Here is a 17,952-nt window from a genome sequence, read left to right as displayed (position 1 = left end):
TCGTTCCGGCTCGGTAACTTTCTCTCGGGGTCTTAAGCCGCCTCGGTGGCCCTTTCCGTCTGGGCGTCGGCCAGCGCGGCGATCTCGCCGCCGGTCAGGGTCTCGCGCTCCAGCAGGGCCTGGGCGATGCCGTCCAGGGCGGAGCGGTCGGTGCGTAGCAGGCGGCGGGCATGGTCCATGCCTTCGTCGGTGATGCGCCGGACCTCCTCATCGATGCGCCATGCCGTCCGTTCGGACCGGGCTCCGGGCTCCGCCGCCGCATGGGCGACGAAGCCGATCTCCTCGCTCATTCCCCAGGCGGTGACCATCCGCCGCGCCAGGTCGGTGGCGGCACGGAAGTCGGCCTCGGCCCCGGTGGTGACCTGATCGGCGCCGAAAGCGATCTCTTCCGCCGCGCGGCCGGCCATGGCGACGGCGATGTCGGCCATCAGCTTGGCGCGCGAGACCGAGACGCGGTCGCCCTCCGGCAGACGCACCACCATGCCCAGCGCGCCGCCGCGCGGGATGATGGTGGCCTTGTGGATCGGGTCGGCCTGCGGGCAGCGCAGCGACACCAGCGCGTGGCCGGCCTCATGCACCGCGATCAGCCGCCGCTCGTGCGCCGTCAGGGCGAGGCTGCGGCGCTCGGTGCCCATCAGCACGCGGTCCTTGGCGGCCTCGTAATCGGCCATGGTGACGATGACGCGGCCCTGGCGCGCCGCCGACAGCGCCGCCTCGTTGGTCAGGTTGGCCAACTCCGCACCGGAGAAGCCCGGCGTGCCGCGCGCCACCGTGCGGGCGCAGACGTCGGGGGCCAGCGTCAGGCGCCCGGCATGAACGCCGAGGATGGCCTCGCGACCGGCGACGTCGGGCAGGCTGACATGGATGTGGCGGTCGAAGCGGCCGGGGCGCAGCACGGCGGGGTCCAGCATCTCCGACCGGTTGGTGGCGGCGATCACCACCACCTCGCCACCCTCGACGATGCCGTCCATCTCGACCAGCAGCTGGTTCAGCGTCTGCTCGCGCTCGGAATGGCTGGTCGATTCGCCGCGCTTGCCGGCCAGCGCGTCGATCTCGTCGATGAACAGGATGCAGGGGGCGTTGGCACGGGCGGTCTTGAACAGGCTGCGCACGCGGGCGGCACCCAGCCCGACGAACATCTCGACGAAATCCGATCCCGACGCGGCGAAGAAGGGGACGCCGGCCTCGCCAGCCGCCGCCTTGGCCAGCATGGTCTTGCCGGTACCGGGCGGGCCGACCAGCAGGATGCCCTTCGGCACGCGCGCACCGGCCATGGCGAAGCGGCGCGGGTCCTTCAGGAACTGTACCGTCTCGCGCAGCTCCTCCTTGGCCTCGTCCACGCCGGCCACGTCGGCGAAGACGGTCTTGGTGTCCTCCGGCCGCACGCGGGTGGCGCGGCCCATGCCGAAGAACTGCCCGCCGCTCATCAGCAGCCCGCCGATCAGCAGCGCCACCACCACGAAGGGAGCGGCACGGTCCAGCACGCCCACCGTCTGCGCCATCAGCCCGCCGGGACCCTCGTCGAAGGCGATGGCGACCTTGTGGGCCCGCATCTCCTTCAGCAGATCGTCGGTCACCGGCATGACGACACGGTAGCGGCTGCCGTCCGTACCGACCGCATGGCCGGTGCCGTTGGCGAAGGTGATCGAGCCGAGTTCGCCGCGCCCGGCCTGTTCGATCAGCGCGCTGTAGGTGGCCGGCCGTTCATCCGCCCGCTGGTGGTGATCGTACCAGGCGGCGAAGCCGAGCCACACGGCAAGCAGGGCGGCCAGGACAGCAAGTGCGATCAACGGGCGTTTCGGCAGCGTGGGCATGTCGGCTCCGCAAAGGGAAAAGGACTGGCTTTCGATCTATGCCATTGATGCTGGAGGGCAGGGCATGGCGGCAACCGATAAGGCCCCGCGTCTCTTCTTTGACACCGTAAGCGGTGCATTTCCGGAATGGCTCCTTTCGGATTCTACGGAGATCTCAAGCGGTTGCCGATAGGCTTCTCTTCGGACAGTATGGTCCTCCAACCAAAGCATACCGCCCGAACGATAAGGACCACACCGACATGGCCGAGGCCGCCGCCGCGGCGCCCGCCCTCCAGCTGGAAGGCGTGACCTGCACCTTTCCCTCACCCGACGGCCGGGGACGTTCCTACACCGCCGTCCAGGGCGCCAGCTTCACCGTCGCCGACGGGGAGTTCGTGTCGATCGTCGGCCCGACCGGCAGCGGCAAATCGACGATGCTCAACGTCGCCGCCGGCCTGCTGAAGCCCAGCGAGGGCCGCGCGCTCTCCTTCGGGCAGCCGGTGACCGGCATCAATCCCAAGGCCGGCTACATGTTCCAGGCCGAGGCGCTGATGCCCTGGAAGTCGGCGCTCGACAATGTCGCCGCCGGGCTGGAGTTCCGCGGCGTGTCGAAGGCGGAGGCGCGGGAGCGCGCGCTGCCCTGGCTGTCGCGCGTCGGGCTGGAAGGGTTCGGCAACCGCTTTCCGCACCAGCTTTCCGGCGGCATGCGCAAGCGCGTGGCGCTGGCCCAGACGCTGATCGTCGATCCGAAGATCATCCTGATGGACGAGCCCTTCTCGGCGCTCGACGTCCAGACCCGCCAGATGATGGAGAACGAGCTGCTCGACCTTTGGGCGGCCGACCGCAAGTCGGTGGTCTTCATCACCCACGACCTGGAGGAGGCCATTGCCATGTCCGACCGGGTGCTGGTGCTGTCTGCCGGGCCGGGATCGCGGCTGATCGGCGAATACCGCATCGGCCTCGACCGGCCGCGCGACGTGGCGGAAATCCGCATGACCCCGCAGTTCCTCGCTCTGCACCAGGAGATCTGGGCGCAACTGCGCGACGAGGTGCTGAAGGGCTACGCCCAGACCAAGCTGCGGTGACGACATCATGAGATCCCACGCCAAACGCCTGCCCAGCCGTCCGGTCATCCTGTTGCTGCAGCTGGCTGTCCTGATCGCTTTCTTCCTGATCTGGCATGTCCTGACAGACACCAAGATCCTCAGCCCCTTCTTCTTCGGCACGCCGGGGGCGGTGCTGGCCCGCACCTGGGCCGACTTCGCGTCGGGCGTCATCTGGTACCATCTCGGCATCACGCTGCTGGAGACCGCGCTGGCCTTCGTCATCGGCACGGTGGCCGGCATCGCCTTCGGCTTCTGGTTCGCCCGCGCGCCGTTGGTCTCCGTCGTCTTCGACCCCTACATCAAGGCGGTCAACGCGCTGCCCCGCGTGGTGCTGGCGCCGATCTTCGCGCTGTGGCTCGGGCTAGGCATCTGGTCGAAGGTGGCGCTGGGGGTGACGCTGGTCTTCTTCATCGTCTTCTTCAACGTCTACCAGGGCGTGAAGGAGGTCAGCCCGGTGGTGCTGGCCAATGCCCGCATGCTGGGCGCCAGCTCCCGCGACCTGTTCCGCCACGTCTATCTGCCCTCGGCCCTGTCCTGGGTCTTCTCCTCGCTGCACACCGCCGTCGGCTTCGCCATGGTCGGCGCGGTGGTGGGCGAGTATCTGGGCTCCGCCGCCGGACTCGGCTACCGCATCCATCAGGCGGAAGGCGTGTTCGACACGGTCGGCGTCTTCTCCGGCATGCTGGTGCTGACGATCTTCGTCGTCCTGATCGATGCCGCCGTCACCATGATCGAGAAGCGGCTTTTGCACTGGCGCCCGCAGGACACCGGCGCCGGGCAGCATTGAAATTCAAAAGGGAGGAAACCCATGAAACTCAAATCGCTGATCGCGGCCGCCGCGGTCGCTCTCACTCTTGGGACGGCCGGGCTGGCCGCAGCCCAGCAGAAACTCGAAAAGACCGACATCAAGATCGCCGTCGGCGGCAAGCCGCTGCTTTATTACCTCCCGCTGACGCTGGCCGAGCGGCTGGGATATTTCAAGGACGCCGGGCTTAACGTTGAGGTCAGCGACTTCGGCGGCGGGGCCAAGAGCCTCCAGGCCCTCGTCGGCGGCTCCGCCGATGTCGTGACCGGCGCCTACGACCACACCATCCAGATGCAGGCCAAGGGCCAGCCCATCGTCGCGGTGACGCAGCTCGGCCGCTATCCCGGCATCGTCCTGGCGTCGGTCAACAAGTCCGGCACCGTCAAGTCGGTGCAGGACCTGAAGGGCAAGAAGGTCGGCGTCACCGCCCCCGGCTCCTCGACCAACTTCATGCTGAACCATGTGCTGACTTCGCTCGGCTTGAAGCCTGAGGATGCCTCTGTCATCGGCGTCGGCGGCGGCCCCAGCGCCATCGCGGCGATCAAGCGCGGCGAGATCGACGCCATCGTCAATCTCGACCCGGTGATCAGCCAGGCCCAGGCTGACGGCGACATCACCATCCTGGCCGACACCCGGACCGAGAAGGGCACGATGGACGTCTATGGCGGCCCCTATCCCGCCGCCGTGCTCTACATGAAGCCGGACTTCATCAAGGAGAACCCGAAGACCACCCAGGCGCTGGCCGACGTCTTCGTTCGCACCATGCTGTGGCTGAACAAGGCCAGCACCGACGACGTGCTGAAGGTGCTGCCGGAGGAATATTTCCTGGGCAACAAGTCGCTCTACGCACAGGCCTTCGAGCATTCCAAGCCGACCTATTCGCCGGACGGCCGCTTCACCCAGGAGGGTGCCGACGCGGCCCTGAAGGTGCTGAAGGCCTTCGACCCGGCGGTTGCGTCCGCCAGCATCGACCTGTCCAAGACCTACACCAACCAGTATGTGGAGGATGCACTGAAGCGCCTCCAGAAGTGAGTCGCCAGGCTCGCTCCGGAATACCCATAGAAAAAATGTGGGCGCGGCATTCTGTCGCGCCCTTTTTCATGCTGCGCCGCCGTTAGACTGGACGAAATCGGTCCTGATTGCTCCCCGGATCAGGACCGCCCATCCAGCAGCGGAGTGTCCCATGGCCGAAGTGATTTTCTACGGACTGGCCGGTTGCCCGGCGAACGCCAGGCAGAAACAGCAGTTGGCCGCCGCCGGCCACACGCTGGTGGACCGCGACCTCGCCACCGCCGACCTGACCGCCGCCGAGCTGCGCGCCTTCTTCGGCGACAAGGAGGTCGATGCCTGGTTCAACCGCCGCGCCGCCGCGGTGAAGTCCGGCGCCGTGACGACAGGTGCCCTCGACGAGCCCGCCGCGCTGGCGGCGATGCTGGCCGACCGCGACCTGATCCGCCGTCCGCTGATCCAGGTCGGCGACCGCCGCGAGGCCGGTTTCGACCCGACCACTCTCCACGCCTGGATCGGCCTGACCTCCGCCGAAAGCTGCGACGACAAGCATGCCCGCGGCCAGTGCGACCACGGCCACCAGCATTTCGTCAAGGCGCCGGCAGCCTGAGGCTGCTTACTCCGGCGGCACTTCGCGCGGCTTGCGGTCCTCGCCGATGGCGACATAGGTGAACATGCCCTCCGTCACCTTGATCGGGTCGGAGCCGGACCGTTCGCGCCGCACCCAGGTTTCGACGCGGATGCGGATCGAGGTGCGGCCGACCTTTTCGATCCGGGCGAAGCAGCTGACCTCGTCACCGACGAAGACCGGCTTGTGGAAGGTCATCGCCTCGATCCCGACGGTGGCGACGCGGCCATGGCTGCGCCGCACCGCCACCGTCCCGCCGGCCAGATCCATCTGCGCCAGCAGCCATCCGCCGAAGATGTCGCCGTTCGGATTGGTGTCCGCCGGCATCGCGATGGCCCGCAGGGCAGGGCCGTTGTCGAAGTCATATCCGTCCGCTGCGCTCATGCTTCCTCCGGCGTCAAAAAAATTTCGCCCACAAAACCATGTGGCGACGCAGTATAAGCGGCCCAGGATGCGCTTGCGCACCCCTGACGAAATTCCTATCATCCCATCATGAGCGATCTTTTCGAGAACACGGCCCCCAAGGCCGACAGCTATTCCGCCCAGGACATCGAGGTTCTGGAGGGGCTGGAGCCTGTCCGGCGCCGGCCGGGCATGTATATCGGCGGCACCGACGACCGCGCGCTGCACCATCTGGTGGCCGAGGTCCTGGACAACGCCATGGACGAGGCGGTGGCCGGACATGCCAGCCGAATCGACCTGGAGCTGACCGCCGACTATACGGTGATGGTGCGCGACAACGGGCGTGGCATCCCCATCGACGACCACCCGAAATATCCGGGCAAGTCGGCGCTGGAGGTCATCATGACCACGCTGCACTCCGGCGGCAAATTCTCCAATAAGGTCTACCAGACCTCAGGCGGCCTGCATGGCGTCGGCCTGTCGGTGGTCAACGCTCTGTCGGACCGGCTGACCGTCGAGATCGCCCGCGAAAAGCAGCTCTACGTGCAGGAATACAGCCGCGGCCTGCCGCAGGGGCCGCTGGCCCATCGCGGCAACGTCAACCGGCGCGGCACCACCATCCGCTTCCACGCCGACCCGGAAATCTTCGGCGAGACCGCTCATTTCGAACCGCACCGGCTGTACCGGCTGGCGCGCTCCAAGGCCTATCTCTACCGCGGCGTGGAGATCCGGTGGAGCTGCGATCCGGCCCTGCTGTCGGTCGACGCCACCACCCCGGCCTCGGAAACGCTGCATTTCCCCGGCGGCCTTCAGGATTACCTGACCGCCGCGCTGAAGGACCGCAAGACGCTGACGCGCTTGCCCTTCTCCGGAGCGCTCGACTTCCCCAACGGCCAGGGCCGGGTGGAATGGGCGGTGGCGTGGCCCGACGATGACGAAGGCTTCTCGCACACCTACTGCAACACCGTGCCGACCCCGCAGGGCGGCACGCACGAGGCCGGCCTGCGCACCGCGCTGACCCGCGGCCTGAAGGCCTATGGCGAGCTGACCAATAACAAGCGGGCCGGACAGGTCACCGCCGACGACGTGATGGGCGACGCCTGCGTCCTGCTGTCCGTCTTCATCCGCGAGCCGCATTTCCAGGGCCAGACCAAGGAAAAGCTGGTGACGGCGGAGGCGCAGCGCCTCGTCGAGACCGCGGTGAAGGACCATTTCGACCATTGGCTGTCCGGCGACCCGCAGAGCGCCAACGGCCTGCTGGAACGGCTGATCGAAAAGGCCGAGGAGCGGGCGCGGCGCAAGCAGTCCAAGGAGATGACGCGCAAGTCGGCGACCCGCCGCCTGCGCCTGCCCGGCAAGCTGGCCGACTGCTCGCGCAACTCGCCCGAGGGCACCGAGCTGTTCCTGGTGGAGGGCGATTCGGCCGGCGGTTCCGCCAAGCAGGCCCGCCAGCGCGAGACCCAGGCGATCCTGCCGCTCCGCGGCAAGATCCTGAACGTCGCCAGCGCGTCGGTCGACAAGATGAAGGCCAACCAGGAGCTGAACGACCTGACCCAGGCGCTCGGCTGCGGCATCGGCAAGGATTTTTCGACCGACAAGCTGCGCTACGAGCGGGTCATCATCATGACGGACGCCGACGTCGACGGCGCCCACATCGCCTCGCTGCTGATGACCTTCTTCTACCGCGAGATGCCGGGGCTGATCCAGGAGGGCCACCTCTACCTTGCCCTGCCGCCGCTCTACCGTCTCAGCCACGGCAACAAGCAGGTCTATGCCCGCGACGACGCCCACAAGGACGAGCTGCTGTCGAAGATGTTCAAGGGCAAGAAGCCCGACATCAGCCGGTTCAAGGGCCTGGGCGAGATGATGCCGGCCCAGCTGCGCGACACGACGATGGACCCGTCCAAGCGTTCGCTGCTGCGCGTGGTCGTGCCCAACGCCGCCGACCCGGAGGAAAAGCCGGAATGCGAGCGCACGCGGTCGCTGGTCGAGGATCTGATGGGCAAGCGTCCGGAGCTGCGCTTCAAGTTCATCCAGGACAACGCCAAGTTCGTGAAGGCTGACGACATCGACGTGTGACGGGGGAAGGGTTAACTCCCTCCGCCCAAAAGCCGTCTTTCAAGCGTTCCAACCCGAATCGCGGCACGGGTTTCCGGTGGTAAATTCGGTGAAAAATTCCCGGTTTCAGCGAGGTGCCACCGATATATCTTTCTGGAAATGGCTATTCCCGAGACTTTCTCTCGTCACTTAGCCAATTCCTCCAGGAGGCGCATGTATCCCTCGGAAACTGACGGAACACATATTCCGGTTGACGCCATCCCTCCCGAAATTCTGGCGGATGCGCTGGCTCCGCTGACTCCCTTCGTCACCGACTTGTTCATACCGCATTACCAATCCTGCGAGGTTGGACGCTGGCGGCTTCAGGTGGTTCCTCTCCTGCTGAGTCCCGGCTACTGGAATCCGGCCCGGCTGACCAGGAATACCGCGATTCTCAGCCGGCGCGAGGTCGGTCAGGACTATCGAACCTGGATGTCGATGACGCCGATGGAAATCGAAAGCCAGGAGATCGGTGTGCGCGCCGCCACCGGCCACACGGTGGTGATGGGGATGGGCATGGGCTGGGCGGCGGTGAACGCGGCGCTGAAGCCGGAGGTGACGAGGGTCACCGTTGTCGAACTGGACCCCGACGTCATCGAGATGAACCGGCTCATCGGTCTGTTCGACCAGCTTTCGGCCGACATCGTGGCGAAGATCGACGTGGTCAATGCCGACGCGATGGAATATCGCTCCGGCACCCCGGCCGACATGCTGATGACCGACATCTGGCTGCCAATCAACGGCGACGAGCGGATGGAGCAATCCCGGGTGATGGCGCGCAACACCGACGCGCGCCAGGTCTATGTTTGGGGGCAGGAACTCGCCATCGCCCGCCGCGCCCGCGTGCTGGGGCTGGAATTGACGGACGTGACGGTGGCGCGCATCGTTGCGGAGTTCGATCTTTCCCTTGTAGGTCCGGAACGTCCCGACTATCCGGGCCTGATCGCCCGCGCCGCCGAAAAGTGGTTGAGAGACGTGTGACGGCGCCTGTCGGCGGAGCAGGGGAGCACTCGCCCTTGTGGCAACTGCACCCCATATCCGGCCAAACGATACCGATGCCAGCCACATCAACGGACACCCCGATCATGCGCACGCTCCCGCCGCTCGCCGCCCTTCTGCTGGGCGTCTCCGCCCTCGCCGCCTGTACCAACGAGCGGGTGGTGGCGAGCGAGCCGACGCCGGCCTATACGCGCAGCGAGGTGGCTTATGCGGCGAGCGACCGCGATCTTCGGGTGGTCCTGCACGGCAACCCCTTCGGCCTGACGCCCGACCGCTTTGCCGAGAAGGTTCTGCCCCACATGCAGGACCGGGTGTTCGGCGTGAGGACCAACCTCACCACCACGCCCAACGACACGGCGCGGCGCGAGTACAAGGTGGTGCTGGCCTTCAACGTATCGGAAAACATGCTGAACTCGGCCCTCTGCACCGAAGGGCCGATCCCGACCGCACCGCCGGGCGGACCGATTATCGTCCAGGGGGCGTTCTGCCGGTCGGGTGGCGCGCTGACCTCCGCCACCGGCTGGCTCGACCGGCCGCAGGGCCCGGACGATCCGGATTTCCGCAGCCTGATCAGCGACATGACCTTCTCTCTGTTCCCGAGCCAGCGCTCGGATCTGCTCTGCGGCAGGCCGGACTGCTGATCCCGGACTGCCGGGTTCCGCTTTTCAGGCGGGTCAATCGCGCAGCAGCCAGTCGCGCATCAGGGCGGTGACCGCTTGCGGCTGCTCCATCGCCGACAGGTGGCCGCAGTCCTCGATCACCACCAGCCGCGCGCCGGGAATGGCCGCCGCCATCTCCTCGTGCAGGGCCGGCGGCGTCAGGATGTCCTGGCGGCCGCAGACGACCAGCGTCGGGCAGCGGATGGCGGCCAAGCCCGGCCGGCTGTCCGCCCGGTTGATGATCGCCTCCTGTTCCCGCGCATAGCCGTCGACGCCCACCCGTTCCATCTGCGCCAGGACGGAGCGGACGAAGCGCTCGTCGGCAAGCCGTTCGGGATGGATCAGGCGGGGCAGGGCGGCGCGGATGACCTGCCCGTAGCGGCCCTGGCGGGCGAGCGCCACCGCCTCCCGCCGCGTGGCCGTCGCCTCCGCCGTGTCGGGGCGGGCGTTGGTGTCGAGCAGGGCGAGCCGCTCCACCCGCTCCGGCGCCCGGCGCAGGATCTCCAGCGCCACATAGCCGCCCATCGACAGGCCGGCGACGGCGAAGCGGTCCGGCGCCTGGGCCAGCACCTTGCCGGCCATCGCCGCGATGCCGTCGCAGTCGGCCAGCTCGACCACCTGTGGATCCGCCAGCTCGCCGAGATGCCGGACTTGATGCTCCCACAATGCGGCGTCCAGCGGCATGCCGGGCAACAGCATCAGCGCGGGGCGACGGCCGGAGTTCGCAGAAGTGGAGGTCGGGGACATGGGATTTCTCCTGCGCTCACTTCACCAGCGCGCTGACGAGCTTGAAGACGGGGGTGCCGGCGCGCTCCATCCACTCGAACAGCACCATTTCGGTGGTGACGATGGTCACGCCGGCGGTGCGCATCCGTTCCAGCGCCATGGCGCGGTTGTCGGGCGTGCGCGACGATACGGCGTCGGCCACCAGATAGACCGCATGGCCCTGCTGGCGCAGTCCGAGCGCCGTCTGCATCACGCACACATGGGCTTCCGTCCCGCACAGCACGATCTGCGGGCGCTTCAATTCCGCCAGCGCGGCGTTGAAGGCCGGCTCGCCGGTGGAGCCGAAGGTGATCTTCTCGATCACCGGGGTTCCGGGCGGCAGGTCGGCGCGCACCGCTTCCACCGTCGGCCCCAGGCCGCGGGAATATTGCTCGGTCACCAGCACCGGCACCGACAGGGCGGCAGCGCCCTTCAGCAGCATTCCGGTATTGCGGACGACGCGGACGGCGTCGTGGATGGCCGGCAACAGCCGTTCCTGCACATCCACCACCACCAGCACCGAGTCCTGGGCACGAAGAATCATCAAATGCTCTCGACCGTTCCATTTGAAGCGGGCCACCCCGGTTCAGGGTGCCGGCAAGCGCCGCGACTCGCGGGATTGCCGGACGACAACCTAGCGCAGGGGAGCGATTTCGCCAACGCGGCGTATTTTCGCGTCAATTTTCGGCCTCCGAACATCGGATCTATTGACATGTAGCTTTGACTTCCTATTCTTCGGCCTCATCCAGGCATCGGGCGTCGAACGCTCGATTTGCGCACTCCAGAACAGAAACAGGTTGGATGCTTTTTTCGGAACTTGGGCTTGGCCCTGACGTCCTGCGCGCCATCGAGGACAAGGGTTACACCCAACCGACGCCCATTCAGGAACAGGCAATTCCCTGTGTCCTGCAACGCCGCGACGTGCTGGGCTGCGCGCAGACGGGCACTGGCAAGACGGCGAGCTTCACCTTGCCCATGATCGACATCTTGGCGTCGGGCCGTGCCCGCGCGCGGATGCCGCGGTCGCTGATCCTGGAGCCGACGCGCGAGTTGGCCGCCCAGGTGTCGGAAAGCTTCGAGACCTACGGCAAGTACCACAAGCTCAGCATGGCGCTGCTGATCGGCGGCGAGACCTTCACCGAACAGGTGAAGAAGCTCGACCGTGGCGTGGATGTTCTGATCGCGACTCCGGGTCGTCTCATCGACCTGTTCGAGCGCGGCAACATCATGCTGAACGACATCAAGGTCTTCGTCATCGACGAGGCCGACCGCATGCTCGACATGGGGTTCATCCCGGACATCGAGCGCATCGTCAGCAAGCTGCCGAAGAACCGCCAGACCCTGTTCTTCTCGGCGACCATGCCGCCGGAAATCCGCCGTCTGGCCGATGCCTTCCTGACCCAGCCGCTTGAGATCTCCGTTGCTCCGCCCGCCTCTCCGGCGGAAACGGTGACCCAGGCACTGACCCTCGTGCATGAGATGGACAAGCGCAAGGCGCTGCGCCATCTGCTGCAGACCGAGGACGTCAAGAACGCCTTCATCTTCTGCAACCGCAAGCGCGACATTGCCGTGCTGCAGAAGTCGCTGGAGCGCCACGGCTTCAATGTCGGCGCGCTGCATGGCGACATGGTGCAGTCCAAGCGGACCGAGACGCTGGAACGCTTCAAGCAGGGCGAGATCACGCTGCTGGTCTGTTCCGACGTCGCCGCCCGCGGCATCGACGTCCAGGGTCTGAGCCATGTCTTCAATTTCGACGTGCCGCTGACCCCCGACGACTATGTCCACCGGATCGGCCGCACCGGCCGCGCCGGCAAGCAGGGCCGCGCCTTCATGCTGGCGACGCCCGACGACACGAAACTGGTCGGCGCGATCACGCGCCTCATCAAGCGGGAGATCCCCATGATCGCCATCGACGGCCTGGAAACGGCCGAGTTCGGCGAGGAAGACAGCAGCTCCCGTGGCCGTGGCCGTGGCCGTGGCGGTCGTGGAGCCAAGACCGACTCCCGTTCGGAAGCCCGTCCGCCCCGTGGTGCCCGTGAAGAGCGCGCCCCGCGCGAGGAAGCCGCTCCCCGCGAAGAGCGCGCCGCCCGTGAGGAGCGTCCCGTCCGTGAGGAGCGCCCGATGCGTGAAGAGCGTCCGGTTCGTGAGGAGCGTCAGCCCCGCGAATCGCTGGCTGCCGCCGAATCCCGCCGCAGCAACGACCCGCGCCGTGATCGCGACCGTGACCGTGATCGCCGCCGTCGCCGTGACGACGACGAAGACGACGTGCCGGTGATCGGTTTCGGCGACCATATGCCGGCCTTCATGTTGCGTTCGGCCCGTCCGCGTCCATCCAGCGAGACCTCGACCGATCCGTCGCAGGAGGGCTGAGCCCGTGCAGACCATCTTCGTCATGGTCAAATGCGATCTCGGACGCGCCTATGAGGTCGCCGATCAGACTGTGCAGCTGATCGAACAGGTGTCGGAGGTGCATTCCATCTCCGGCCAGTACGATCTGCTGATGAAGTGCTACCTGAAGCAGGACGACGATATCGGCCGCTTCGTGACGGAGCATGTGCAGACACTGCCCGGCGTGCGGGACACCTTCACGCTGATTGCGTACAAGGCGTTCGCATAGACGCTTTCGCACAGCCTGTTCCTGTGTGCGGATATGACAAGGCCGGGCGGTTGCCCGGCCTTTTTCGTTGTCGTGAAGCCCGGTCATTTGTCCGGACCACATCCAGGCCCGACGGCGGGATCGTTCGCGAAGCTGCCGTCATCGACCCGGCTGTCCGTCCCATAATCGGGATTGGTCCCTGCCGCCAGCGCCGCCAGCCGGTGGGCGGTCGCCACATGCGCTTCGCGTTCGACCGCACGGTAATGGTCGATCACCTGTTCGCCGAAGGCGGTCAGCACCGTGCCGCCGCCATGCTTGCCGCCGACCGCGGCGCTCACCACCGGTTCGCTGAAGATGCGGTTCAGGTCGTCCACCAGCAGCCACGCCCGCCGGTAGGACATGCCCAGCGCCCGTCCGGCGGCGGAGATGGAGCCGGTGTCGCGAATCTGCTCCAGCAGCGCGATCTTGCCCGGCCCGATCGAGCCGCCGCTCTCGAAATCGATGCGGATTCTCATGCGGGTCATGGCTGTCGGCTTCCCCCTCAACGCTCGGCCGAGTCCAGACCGTCGCCGCTCCAGGCGCCGGTGCGGAAGAAGGCGTCGATCCGCTCGCACCAGGGATCGATGTCCAGCCCGGCGGCCTCCAGCCAGTCGCGGTTGAAGTAGGTCCCCATATAGCGGTCGCCCGGGTCGCAGATCAGCGTGGCGACGCTGCCCTGCCGGCCCTCGCGCATCATTCCGGCGATCAGCTCGATGGCGCCCACCAGATTGGTGCCGGTGGAACCGCCGCAGGCGCGGCCCAGCCGGTCGCGCAGCACCCAGACGGCGGCGATGCTGGCGGCATCGGGCACGCGGATCATCCGGTCGATCACCGTCGGCTGAAAGGACGGCTCCACCGTCGGGCGCCCGATGCCCTCGATGCCGGAGCCACGGCCGACGCCGGCCTTCGGATCGTTGTCACGGAAGCCGGCGAAGAAGGCGGAATGCTCTGGATCGGCGACGCAGACCCGCGTCGGCAGCCGGCGATAGCGCACATAGCGCCCGAAGGTGGCCGAGGTGCCGCCGGTGCCGGCGCCGCAGACGATCCAGTCCGGCACCGGATGCGGCTCCTGTGCCAGCTGTTCGAAGATCGACTGGGCGATGTTGTTGTTGCCGCGCCAGTCGGTGGCCCGCTCTGCATAGGTGAACTGGTCCATGAAATGGCCGTCGCAGTCGCGGGCCAACCGCTGCGCCTCGGCACAGACCTCGGACGCACGCTCCACCATATGGCAGCGGCCGCCATAGAACTCGATCTGCGCGATCTTGGCCGGCGAGGTGTTGCGCGGCACCACGGCGACGAAGGGCAGTTCCAGCAGCTGGGCGAAATAGGCTTCCGACACCGCGGTGGAGCCGGACGAGGCCTCGATCACCGTCGTGCCGGCGCGCACCCATCCATTGCAGATCGCATAGAGAAACAACGACCGCGCCAGCCGGTGCTTCAGACTGCCGGTGGGATGGGTCGACTCGTCCTTCAGATACAGCGTGATCCCCTGCGCCGCCGGGATCGGCATCCGCAGCAGGTGGGTGTCGGCGGAGCGGTTCACGTCCGCCTCGATCCGGCGCAGAGCCTCGTCGAGCCAGCCCCGGCGGGCGACGGTGGGAGCGGCTGCGGCGGGGGAGGGGATGGTCATGGCGTCATATCCGGCGATTGGCTGCCCCATCCATAGCGCGGAATTTTACCGAATGCATCCGGTAGAATAACCCTCCCCGCCAGGGTGGAAAGTCAGCCCTGCCGGATGCGGGCAACGAAGGCCGACACCTCGCCCAGCATGCGGTCGGCACGCTCGCCCACCGCGCGGGCCGCGGCGGCCACTTCGGCGGAGGCCTGGCCGGTGGCGGTCGCGTGGCTGCACACCAGGTTCAGGCTGTCGGACACCGAGCTGACGCCCTGGGCGGCCTCGTTGACGTTCTGGCTGATGTCGCGGGTCGCCGCTCCCTGCTCCTCGATGGCGGCGGAGATGCTGGAGGCGACGTTGTTCACCGTCTCGATGGCGCCGCCGACGCCGCGCATCGCCTCGACAACGGACGACGTGGCGTCTGTCATCGCGGCGATCTGCGCCTGCACGTCGTCGGTCGCCTTGGCGGTCTGGTTGGCGAGATTCTTCACCTCGCTGGCGACCACCGCGAAGCCCTTGCCGGCCTCTCCGGCACGGGCCGCCTCGATTGTCGCATTCAGCGCCAGCAGGTTGGTCTGCTCGGCGATGGAGCGGATCAGGTCCACCACCTCCACCGTGCGGCGGGCGACACCGTCCAGCTGTTCGATCAGGGCATAGGTGCGGCGTACGTCCTCGACGGCGCGGGCGGAGCCGGTCGTCGACTCGGCGATCTGCTGCGCGATCTCGCGGATGGAGGCGGCCAGCTCCTCGGTGGCGCCCGCCACCGCCTGGACGTTGCCGGAGGTGGTCCCGGCGGCGCGGGCGGCGCCGTCCATCAACCGGGTGGTCTGCTCCGCCCCGCTGCTCATCGCGCCCGAGGTGTGGGTCAGCTGCCCGGCCGACTCGGCGACGGAATGGACCAGCGCACCGACCGTGCTCTCGAACTCGTCGGCCAGCCGCCGCATGGTGGCGCGGCGGCCTTCCTCGGCTTCCCGTTCCAGCGCGGCATGGCGGCGGCGCAAATCCTCGGCTTCGATGGCGCTGAGCCGCAGGGTCTCGACCGAGCGGGCCAGGGCCCCAACCTCGTCGGCCCGGTCGGCGCCGGCAACCTCGGCGGCCAGATCGCCCTTGGCGATGCGGTCGGTGGCGTGGGCGATGCCGTCCAGCCCCTTGCCGATGCGCGACACCAGACGGAAACCGAACAGCCCGAGCAGCAGGGCCGCCGCCAGCGTCACCAGCAGCGTCTTGATCAGCGTGGCACGGAAGGCGGCGTCGACATCGTCGATGTAGACGCCGGTGCCGATCATCCAGCCCCACGGCTCGTAGATCGCGGCGTAGGCCAGCTTCGGCATCGGCTCGGTCCCGCCGGCCTTGGGGAAATTGTAGATCAGGGTGCCGTCGCCGCTGCGGGCCGCATCGATCAGGCCGCGGATCACCAGCACGCCGTTGCTGTCCTTGAAGTCGGCGAGCTTGCGGGTGCTTTCCAGGTCGGCGCGGACGCCGTGGAACACGTTGGTGCCGTCGAATTCGTACCCGAACATGTATTCGTTGCCGAAGAAGCGCAGGGCCCGCAGCGCACCCTTGGCAAGGGTCTGTGCCTCCTCCCGGCTGAACTCGCCCTTGGCGGCACGGGCGTCATAGGACTTCATGATCGACAGCGAGGTCTGCACCACCGCCTGGATGGAGTTGCGGTAGCCCTCCACCATGGTTTCGCGCTTCGAGGTCGCCGACCAGATGCCGCCCACCAGAATGGCGACGAGGAACAGCCCCTGGAGGATCAGGAGCTTTGCCTTGATGCTGTGAAGTTTGCCGATCATCGCCCTGTTCCACCCCATGCGCGCAGTGCCGCATCCGCCGCCCGATGGCGCGTGACGGTGCGGTCCGCTAATCAAAAGAACTCTAATACAACGGGTCGGTCATACTGGAGTACTGTCCGTTGACGCAATGCCCGACGTCGAGCCAGGGGTAATCCGGATGGTCGTGACACCGGTTGTGATCATTGGAGCATCAGGGTTACACCGGATAAAGAAGTCTGTCAGGATGCGACGCCATGACGCTGATCGCTTATCCCCTCTCGGGCGCGATGCCCGACATCCGCCCGGCCCGCCCGACCCGCGACTGGATCGACGCCCTGCCGGAACAGTATGGCTACCGCTGCCTGCCGCTGAACATCGCCAGCATGCATGGATGGGAGGTTTGCTGCCCTGTGCGGGCCACCGCCGTGTGGAACGGCGGAACGGGGCTGGATGCCATCACCGTCACCGCCGACGAGCAGCATCCCCTGCTGCCGGCCAGCCATTTCGGCAGCGGCGTCCTGACCTTCCATGTCGCGGCGCTGTTCCGCACGCCGCCGGGCATCAACCTGATGGTCACCGGCCCGCTGAACCATCCGAAACACGGGATCCTGGGTCTGTCGGGAATCATCGAGACCGACTGGTCGCCCTATCCCTTCACCATGAACTGGAAGTTCACCGCTGCCGGCGTTCCGGTGACCTGGGAAAAGGGCGAGCCCTTCGCCCATCTCATGCCGATCCAGCGCGGTCTGGTGGAAAGCCTGACGCCGGAGGTTCGCGACCTGGACAGCGATCCGGAGACCGCGGCTCAGTACCGTGCCTGGGCGACCTCGCGCAGCCAGTTCAACAGCGACCTGCAGACGCCGGGCAGCACCGCCGCGCAGGAACGCTGGCAGAAGGGCTATTACCGCGGCAGGAAACCGGACGGAAGCGACGGCCCGCCCGACCATGAAATCAAGGTGCGGGCGAAGCCGTTTCCAAACAAATAGATATCAAACAAACAGTTACAGCGTGTCCTGAATGCTGCGCACGAACTCCGGCAGGCCGACCTGACGGCGGCGGCGCAGCCGTTCGGCATGCAGGATGGACTCAACCGCGGCGATGCTCTCGGTCACGTCGCTGTTGACGATGACATAGTCGTATTCCGGCCAGTGGCTGATCTCGTTGGACGCCTTCGCCATCCGGTTGGCGATGACCTCCTCGGAATCCTGGCCGCGGCCGCGCAGGCGGCGTTCCAGTTCGCTGACCGACGGCGGCAGGACGAAGACGCTGACCAGATCGTCGCGGGCGTTCTGCGCCAACTGCTGCGCGCCCTGCCAGTCGATGGCGAACAGCACGTCGCGGCCGGCGCCCAGCGCGTCCTCCACCGCCACGCGCGGCGTGCCATAGCAGTTGCCGAAGACGCGGGCATGTTCCAGCAGGTCGCCGGTCTCCGCCATGCGGTCGAAGCGCGGCTGATCGATGAAGTAGTAATCCAGCCCTTCGACCTCGCCCGGACGCATCGCGCGGGTGGTCACCGACACCGACATGGTGATGCCGGCATCGCGGTCCAGCAGCCCGCGGGCGATGGTGGTCTTGCCGGCCCCCGACGGGGAGGACAGCACCAGCATCAGGCCGCGGCGGTGGATCGGGGATGTGTTGGACGCAGCCATGGCGGTCACTCGCAGT

The 17,952-nt window shown here is 67.1% G+C and carries 18 protein-coding genes; 10 read left to right on the top strand and 8 right to left on the bottom strand.

The features are described 5' to 3' along the window. Nucleotides 1-32: 32 nt before the first annotated feature. Nucleotides 33-1,814, bottom strand: a complete 1,782-nt coding sequence (ftsH, locus tag TSH64_RS19275; protein ID WP_109447409.1) for an ATP-dependent zinc metalloprotease FtsH — start codon at nucleotides 1,812-1,814, stop codon at nucleotides 33-35. A gap of 239 nt (nucleotides 1,815-2,053) precedes the next feature. Here ftsH and TSH64_RS19270 point away from each other — a divergent pair, with 239 nt between their 5' ends. The 4 genes from TSH64_RS19270 to TSH64_RS19255 all read left to right on the top strand — a co-directional run bounded on the left by TSH64_RS19270 (nucleotide 2,054) and on the right by TSH64_RS19255 (nucleotide 5,322). Next, nucleotides 2,054-2,878, top strand: a complete 825-nt coding sequence (locus TSH64_RS19270) for an ABC transporter ATP-binding protein (protein ID WP_109447407.1) — start codon at nucleotides 2,054-2,056, stop codon at nucleotides 2,876-2,878. Nucleotides 2,879-2,885: 7 nt separating this feature from the next. Further along, the gene (locus tag TSH64_RS19265) at nucleotides 2,886-3,686 is read left to right on the top strand and encodes an ABC transporter permease (RefSeq protein ID WP_109447405.1); all 801 of its coding nucleotides are present in this window, start codon (nucleotides 2,886-2,888) and stop codon (nucleotides 3,684-3,686) included. Between the two features lie 21 nt (nucleotides 3,687-3,707). Continuing rightward, on the top strand, nucleotides 3,708-4,736 hold the full coding sequence (locus tag TSH64_RS19260; protein WP_109447403.1) for an ABC transporter substrate-binding protein: 1,029 nt from the start codon (nucleotides 3,708-3,710) through the stop codon (nucleotides 4,734-4,736). 151 nt (nucleotides 4,737-4,887) lie between these two features. Next, nucleotides 4,888-5,322 (top strand): ArsC/Spx/MgsR family protein, encoded by a 435-nt coding sequence (locus TSH64_RS19255; RefSeq protein WP_109447401.1) that lies wholly within the window; start codon nucleotides 4,888-4,890, stop codon nucleotides 5,320-5,322. A 6-nt stretch (nucleotides 5,323-5,328) separates the two neighbouring features. Here the strand turns inward: TSH64_RS19255 and TSH64_RS19250 are convergent, their stop codons facing one another. Further along, nucleotides 5,329-5,724, bottom strand: coding sequence for an acyl-CoA thioesterase (locus TSH64_RS19250; RefSeq protein WP_109447399.1), 396 nt, complete (start codon nucleotides 5,722-5,724; stop codon nucleotides 5,329-5,331). 108 nt (nucleotides 5,725-5,832) lie between these two features. Between TSH64_RS19250 and parE the strand changes: the two genes are divergently transcribed. From parE to TSH64_RS19235, 3 genes are all read left to right on the top strand, one after another. After that, nucleotides 5,833-7,821, top strand: a complete 1,989-nt coding sequence (gene parE, locus TSH64_RS19245) for a DNA topoisomerase IV subunit B (RefSeq protein ID WP_109447397.1) — start codon at nucleotides 5,833-5,835, stop codon at nucleotides 7,819-7,821. 138 nt (nucleotides 7,822-7,959) lie between these two features. After that, a complete protein-coding gene (locus TSH64_RS19240; RefSeq protein WP_247873037.1) occupies nucleotides 7,960-8,820 on the top strand; it encodes a hypothetical protein in 861 nt (286 codons plus the stop codon). Between the two features lie 104 nt (nucleotides 8,821-8,924). Continuing rightward, nucleotides 8,925-9,479 carry a hypothetical protein gene (locus TSH64_RS19235; RefSeq protein ID WP_109447395.1) on the top strand — a complete coding sequence of 185 codons (555 nt, stop codon included), beginning with the start codon at nucleotides 8,925-8,927 and terminating at the stop codon, nucleotides 9,477-9,479. Between the two features lie 33 nt (nucleotides 9,480-9,512). Here the strand turns inward: TSH64_RS19235 and TSH64_RS19230 are convergent, their stop codons facing one another. Further along, nucleotides 9,513-10,244 (bottom strand): alpha/beta fold hydrolase, encoded by a 732-nt coding sequence (locus TSH64_RS19230; protein WP_109447393.1) that lies wholly within the window; start codon nucleotides 10,242-10,244, stop codon nucleotides 9,513-9,515. Between the two features lie 16 nt (nucleotides 10,245-10,260). Continuing rightward, nucleotides 10,261-10,806 (bottom strand): hydrolase, encoded by a 546-nt coding sequence (locus tag TSH64_RS19225; RefSeq protein WP_109447391.1) that lies wholly within the window; start codon nucleotides 10,804-10,806, stop codon nucleotides 10,261-10,263. 257 nt (nucleotides 10,807-11,063) lie between these two features. On the opposite strand from TSH64_RS19225, the gene TSH64_RS19220 reads away from it, so the two are divergent. After that, nucleotides 11,064-12,632: a DEAD/DEAH box helicase gene (locus tag TSH64_RS19220; protein ID WP_109447390.1), complete on the top strand. Its 1,569-nt coding sequence runs from the start codon at nucleotides 11,064-11,066 to the stop codon at nucleotides 12,630-12,632. 4 nt (nucleotides 12,633-12,636) lie between these two features. Beyond that, complete coding sequence (locus TSH64_RS19215) at nucleotides 12,637-12,879, top strand: Lrp/AsnC ligand binding domain-containing protein (RefSeq protein WP_109447389.1); 243 nt, start codon at nucleotides 12,637-12,639, stop codon at nucleotides 12,877-12,879. A gap of 83 nt (nucleotides 12,880-12,962) precedes the next feature. Here the strand turns inward: TSH64_RS19215 and TSH64_RS19210 are convergent, their stop codons facing one another. From TSH64_RS19210 to TSH64_RS19200, 3 genes are all read right to left on the bottom strand, one after another. Then, entirely contained in the window at nucleotides 12,963-13,382 is a 420-nt protein-coding gene (locus TSH64_RS19210) for a winged helix-turn-helix domain-containing protein (protein ID WP_109447388.1), read from the bottom strand. A 17-nt stretch (nucleotides 13,383-13,399) separates the two neighbouring features. Beyond that, a complete protein-coding gene (locus TSH64_RS19205) occupies nucleotides 13,400-14,527 on the bottom strand; it encodes a PLP-dependent cysteine synthase family protein (protein ID WP_109447387.1) in 1,128 nt (375 codons plus the stop codon). 92 nt (nucleotides 14,528-14,619) lie between these two features. Beyond that, nucleotides 14,620-16,308 (bottom strand): cache domain-containing protein, encoded by a 1,689-nt coding sequence (locus tag TSH64_RS19200; protein WP_158285395.1) that lies wholly within the window; start codon nucleotides 16,306-16,308, stop codon nucleotides 14,620-14,622. A 233-nt stretch (nucleotides 16,309-16,541) separates the two neighbouring features. Between TSH64_RS19200 and TSH64_RS19195 the strand changes: the two genes are divergently transcribed. Continuing rightward, nucleotides 16,542-17,273 (top strand): DUF6065 family protein, encoded by a 732-nt coding sequence (locus TSH64_RS19195; RefSeq protein WP_109447385.1) that lies wholly within the window; start codon nucleotides 16,542-16,544, stop codon nucleotides 17,271-17,273. Between the two features lie 15 nt (nucleotides 17,274-17,288). On the opposite strand, the gene gmk is transcribed toward TSH64_RS19195, so the two are convergent. Then, nucleotides 17,289-17,936, bottom strand: coding sequence for a guanylate kinase (gene gmk, locus TSH64_RS19190; RefSeq protein WP_109447384.1), 648 nt, complete (start codon nucleotides 17,934-17,936; stop codon nucleotides 17,289-17,291). Nucleotides 17,937-17,952 lie beyond the last annotated feature (16 nt).

The organism is Azospirillum sp. TSH64 (assembly GCF_003116035.1).
GTDB lineage: Bacteria > Pseudomonadota > Alphaproteobacteria > Azospirillales > Azospirillaceae > Azospirillum.
This window is presented reverse-complemented; position numbering and strand designations above follow the sequence as displayed.

Coding starts and splice junctions, on each gene's coding strand:
- TSH64_RS19205 (WP_109447387.1), bottom strand. CDS start 14,527: ATGACCATCCCCTCCCCCGCCGCAGCCGCTCCCACCGTCGCCCGCCGG.
- TSH64_RS19270 (WP_109447407.1), top strand. CDS start 2,054: ATGGCCGAGGCCGCCGCCGCGGCGCCCGCCCTCCAGCTGGAAGGCGTG.
- parE (WP_109447397.1), top strand. CDS start 5,833: ATGAGCGATCTTTTCGAGAACACGGCCCCCAAGGCCGACAGCTATTCC.
- TSH64_RS19260 (WP_109447403.1), top strand. CDS start 3,708: ATGAAACTCAAATCGCTGATCGCGGCCGCCGCGGTCGCTCTCACTCTT.
- TSH64_RS19235 (WP_109447395.1), top strand. CDS start 8,925: ATGCGCACGCTCCCGCCGCTCGCCGCCCTTCTGCTGGGCGTCTCCGCC.
- TSH64_RS19230 (WP_109447393.1), bottom strand. CDS start 10,244: ATGTCCCCGACCTCCACTTCTGCGAACTCCGGCCGTCGCCCCGCGCTG.
- TSH64_RS19200 (WP_158285395.1), bottom strand. CDS start 16,308: ATGATCGGCAAACTTCACAGCATCAAGGCAAAGCTCCTGATCCTCCAG.
- gmk (WP_109447384.1), bottom strand. CDS start 17,936: ATGGCTGCGTCCAACACATCCCCGATCCACCGCCGCGGCCTGATGCTG.
- TSH64_RS19225 (WP_109447391.1), bottom strand. CDS start 10,806: ATGATTCTTCGTGCCCAGGACTCGGTGCTGGTGGTGGTGGATGTGCAG.
- TSH64_RS19210 (WP_109447388.1), bottom strand. CDS start 13,382: ATGACCCGCATGAGAATCCGCATCGATTTCGAGAGCGGCGGCTCGATC.
- TSH64_RS19195 (WP_109447385.1), top strand. CDS start 16,542: ATGACGCTGATCGCTTATCCCCTCTCGGGCGCGATGCCCGACATCCGC.
- TSH64_RS19240 (WP_247873037.1), top strand. CDS start 7,960: ATGGCTATTCCCGAGACTTTCTCTCGTCACTTAGCCAATTCCTCCAGG.
- TSH64_RS19220 (WP_109447390.1), top strand. CDS start 11,064: ATGCTTTTTTCGGAACTTGGGCTTGGCCCTGACGTCCTGCGCGCCATC.
- TSH64_RS19265 (WP_109447405.1), top strand. CDS start 2,886: ATGAGATCCCACGCCAAACGCCTGCCCAGCCGTCCGGTCATCCTGTTG.
- TSH64_RS19255 (WP_109447401.1), top strand. CDS start 4,888: ATGGCCGAAGTGATTTTCTACGGACTGGCCGGTTGCCCGGCGAACGCC.
- ftsH (WP_109447409.1), bottom strand. CDS start 1,814: ATGCCCACGCTGCCGAAACGCCCGTTGATCGCACTTGCTGTCCTGGCC.
- TSH64_RS19250 (WP_109447399.1), bottom strand. CDS start 5,724: ATGAGCGCAGCGGACGGATATGACTTCGACAACGGCCCTGCCCTGCGG.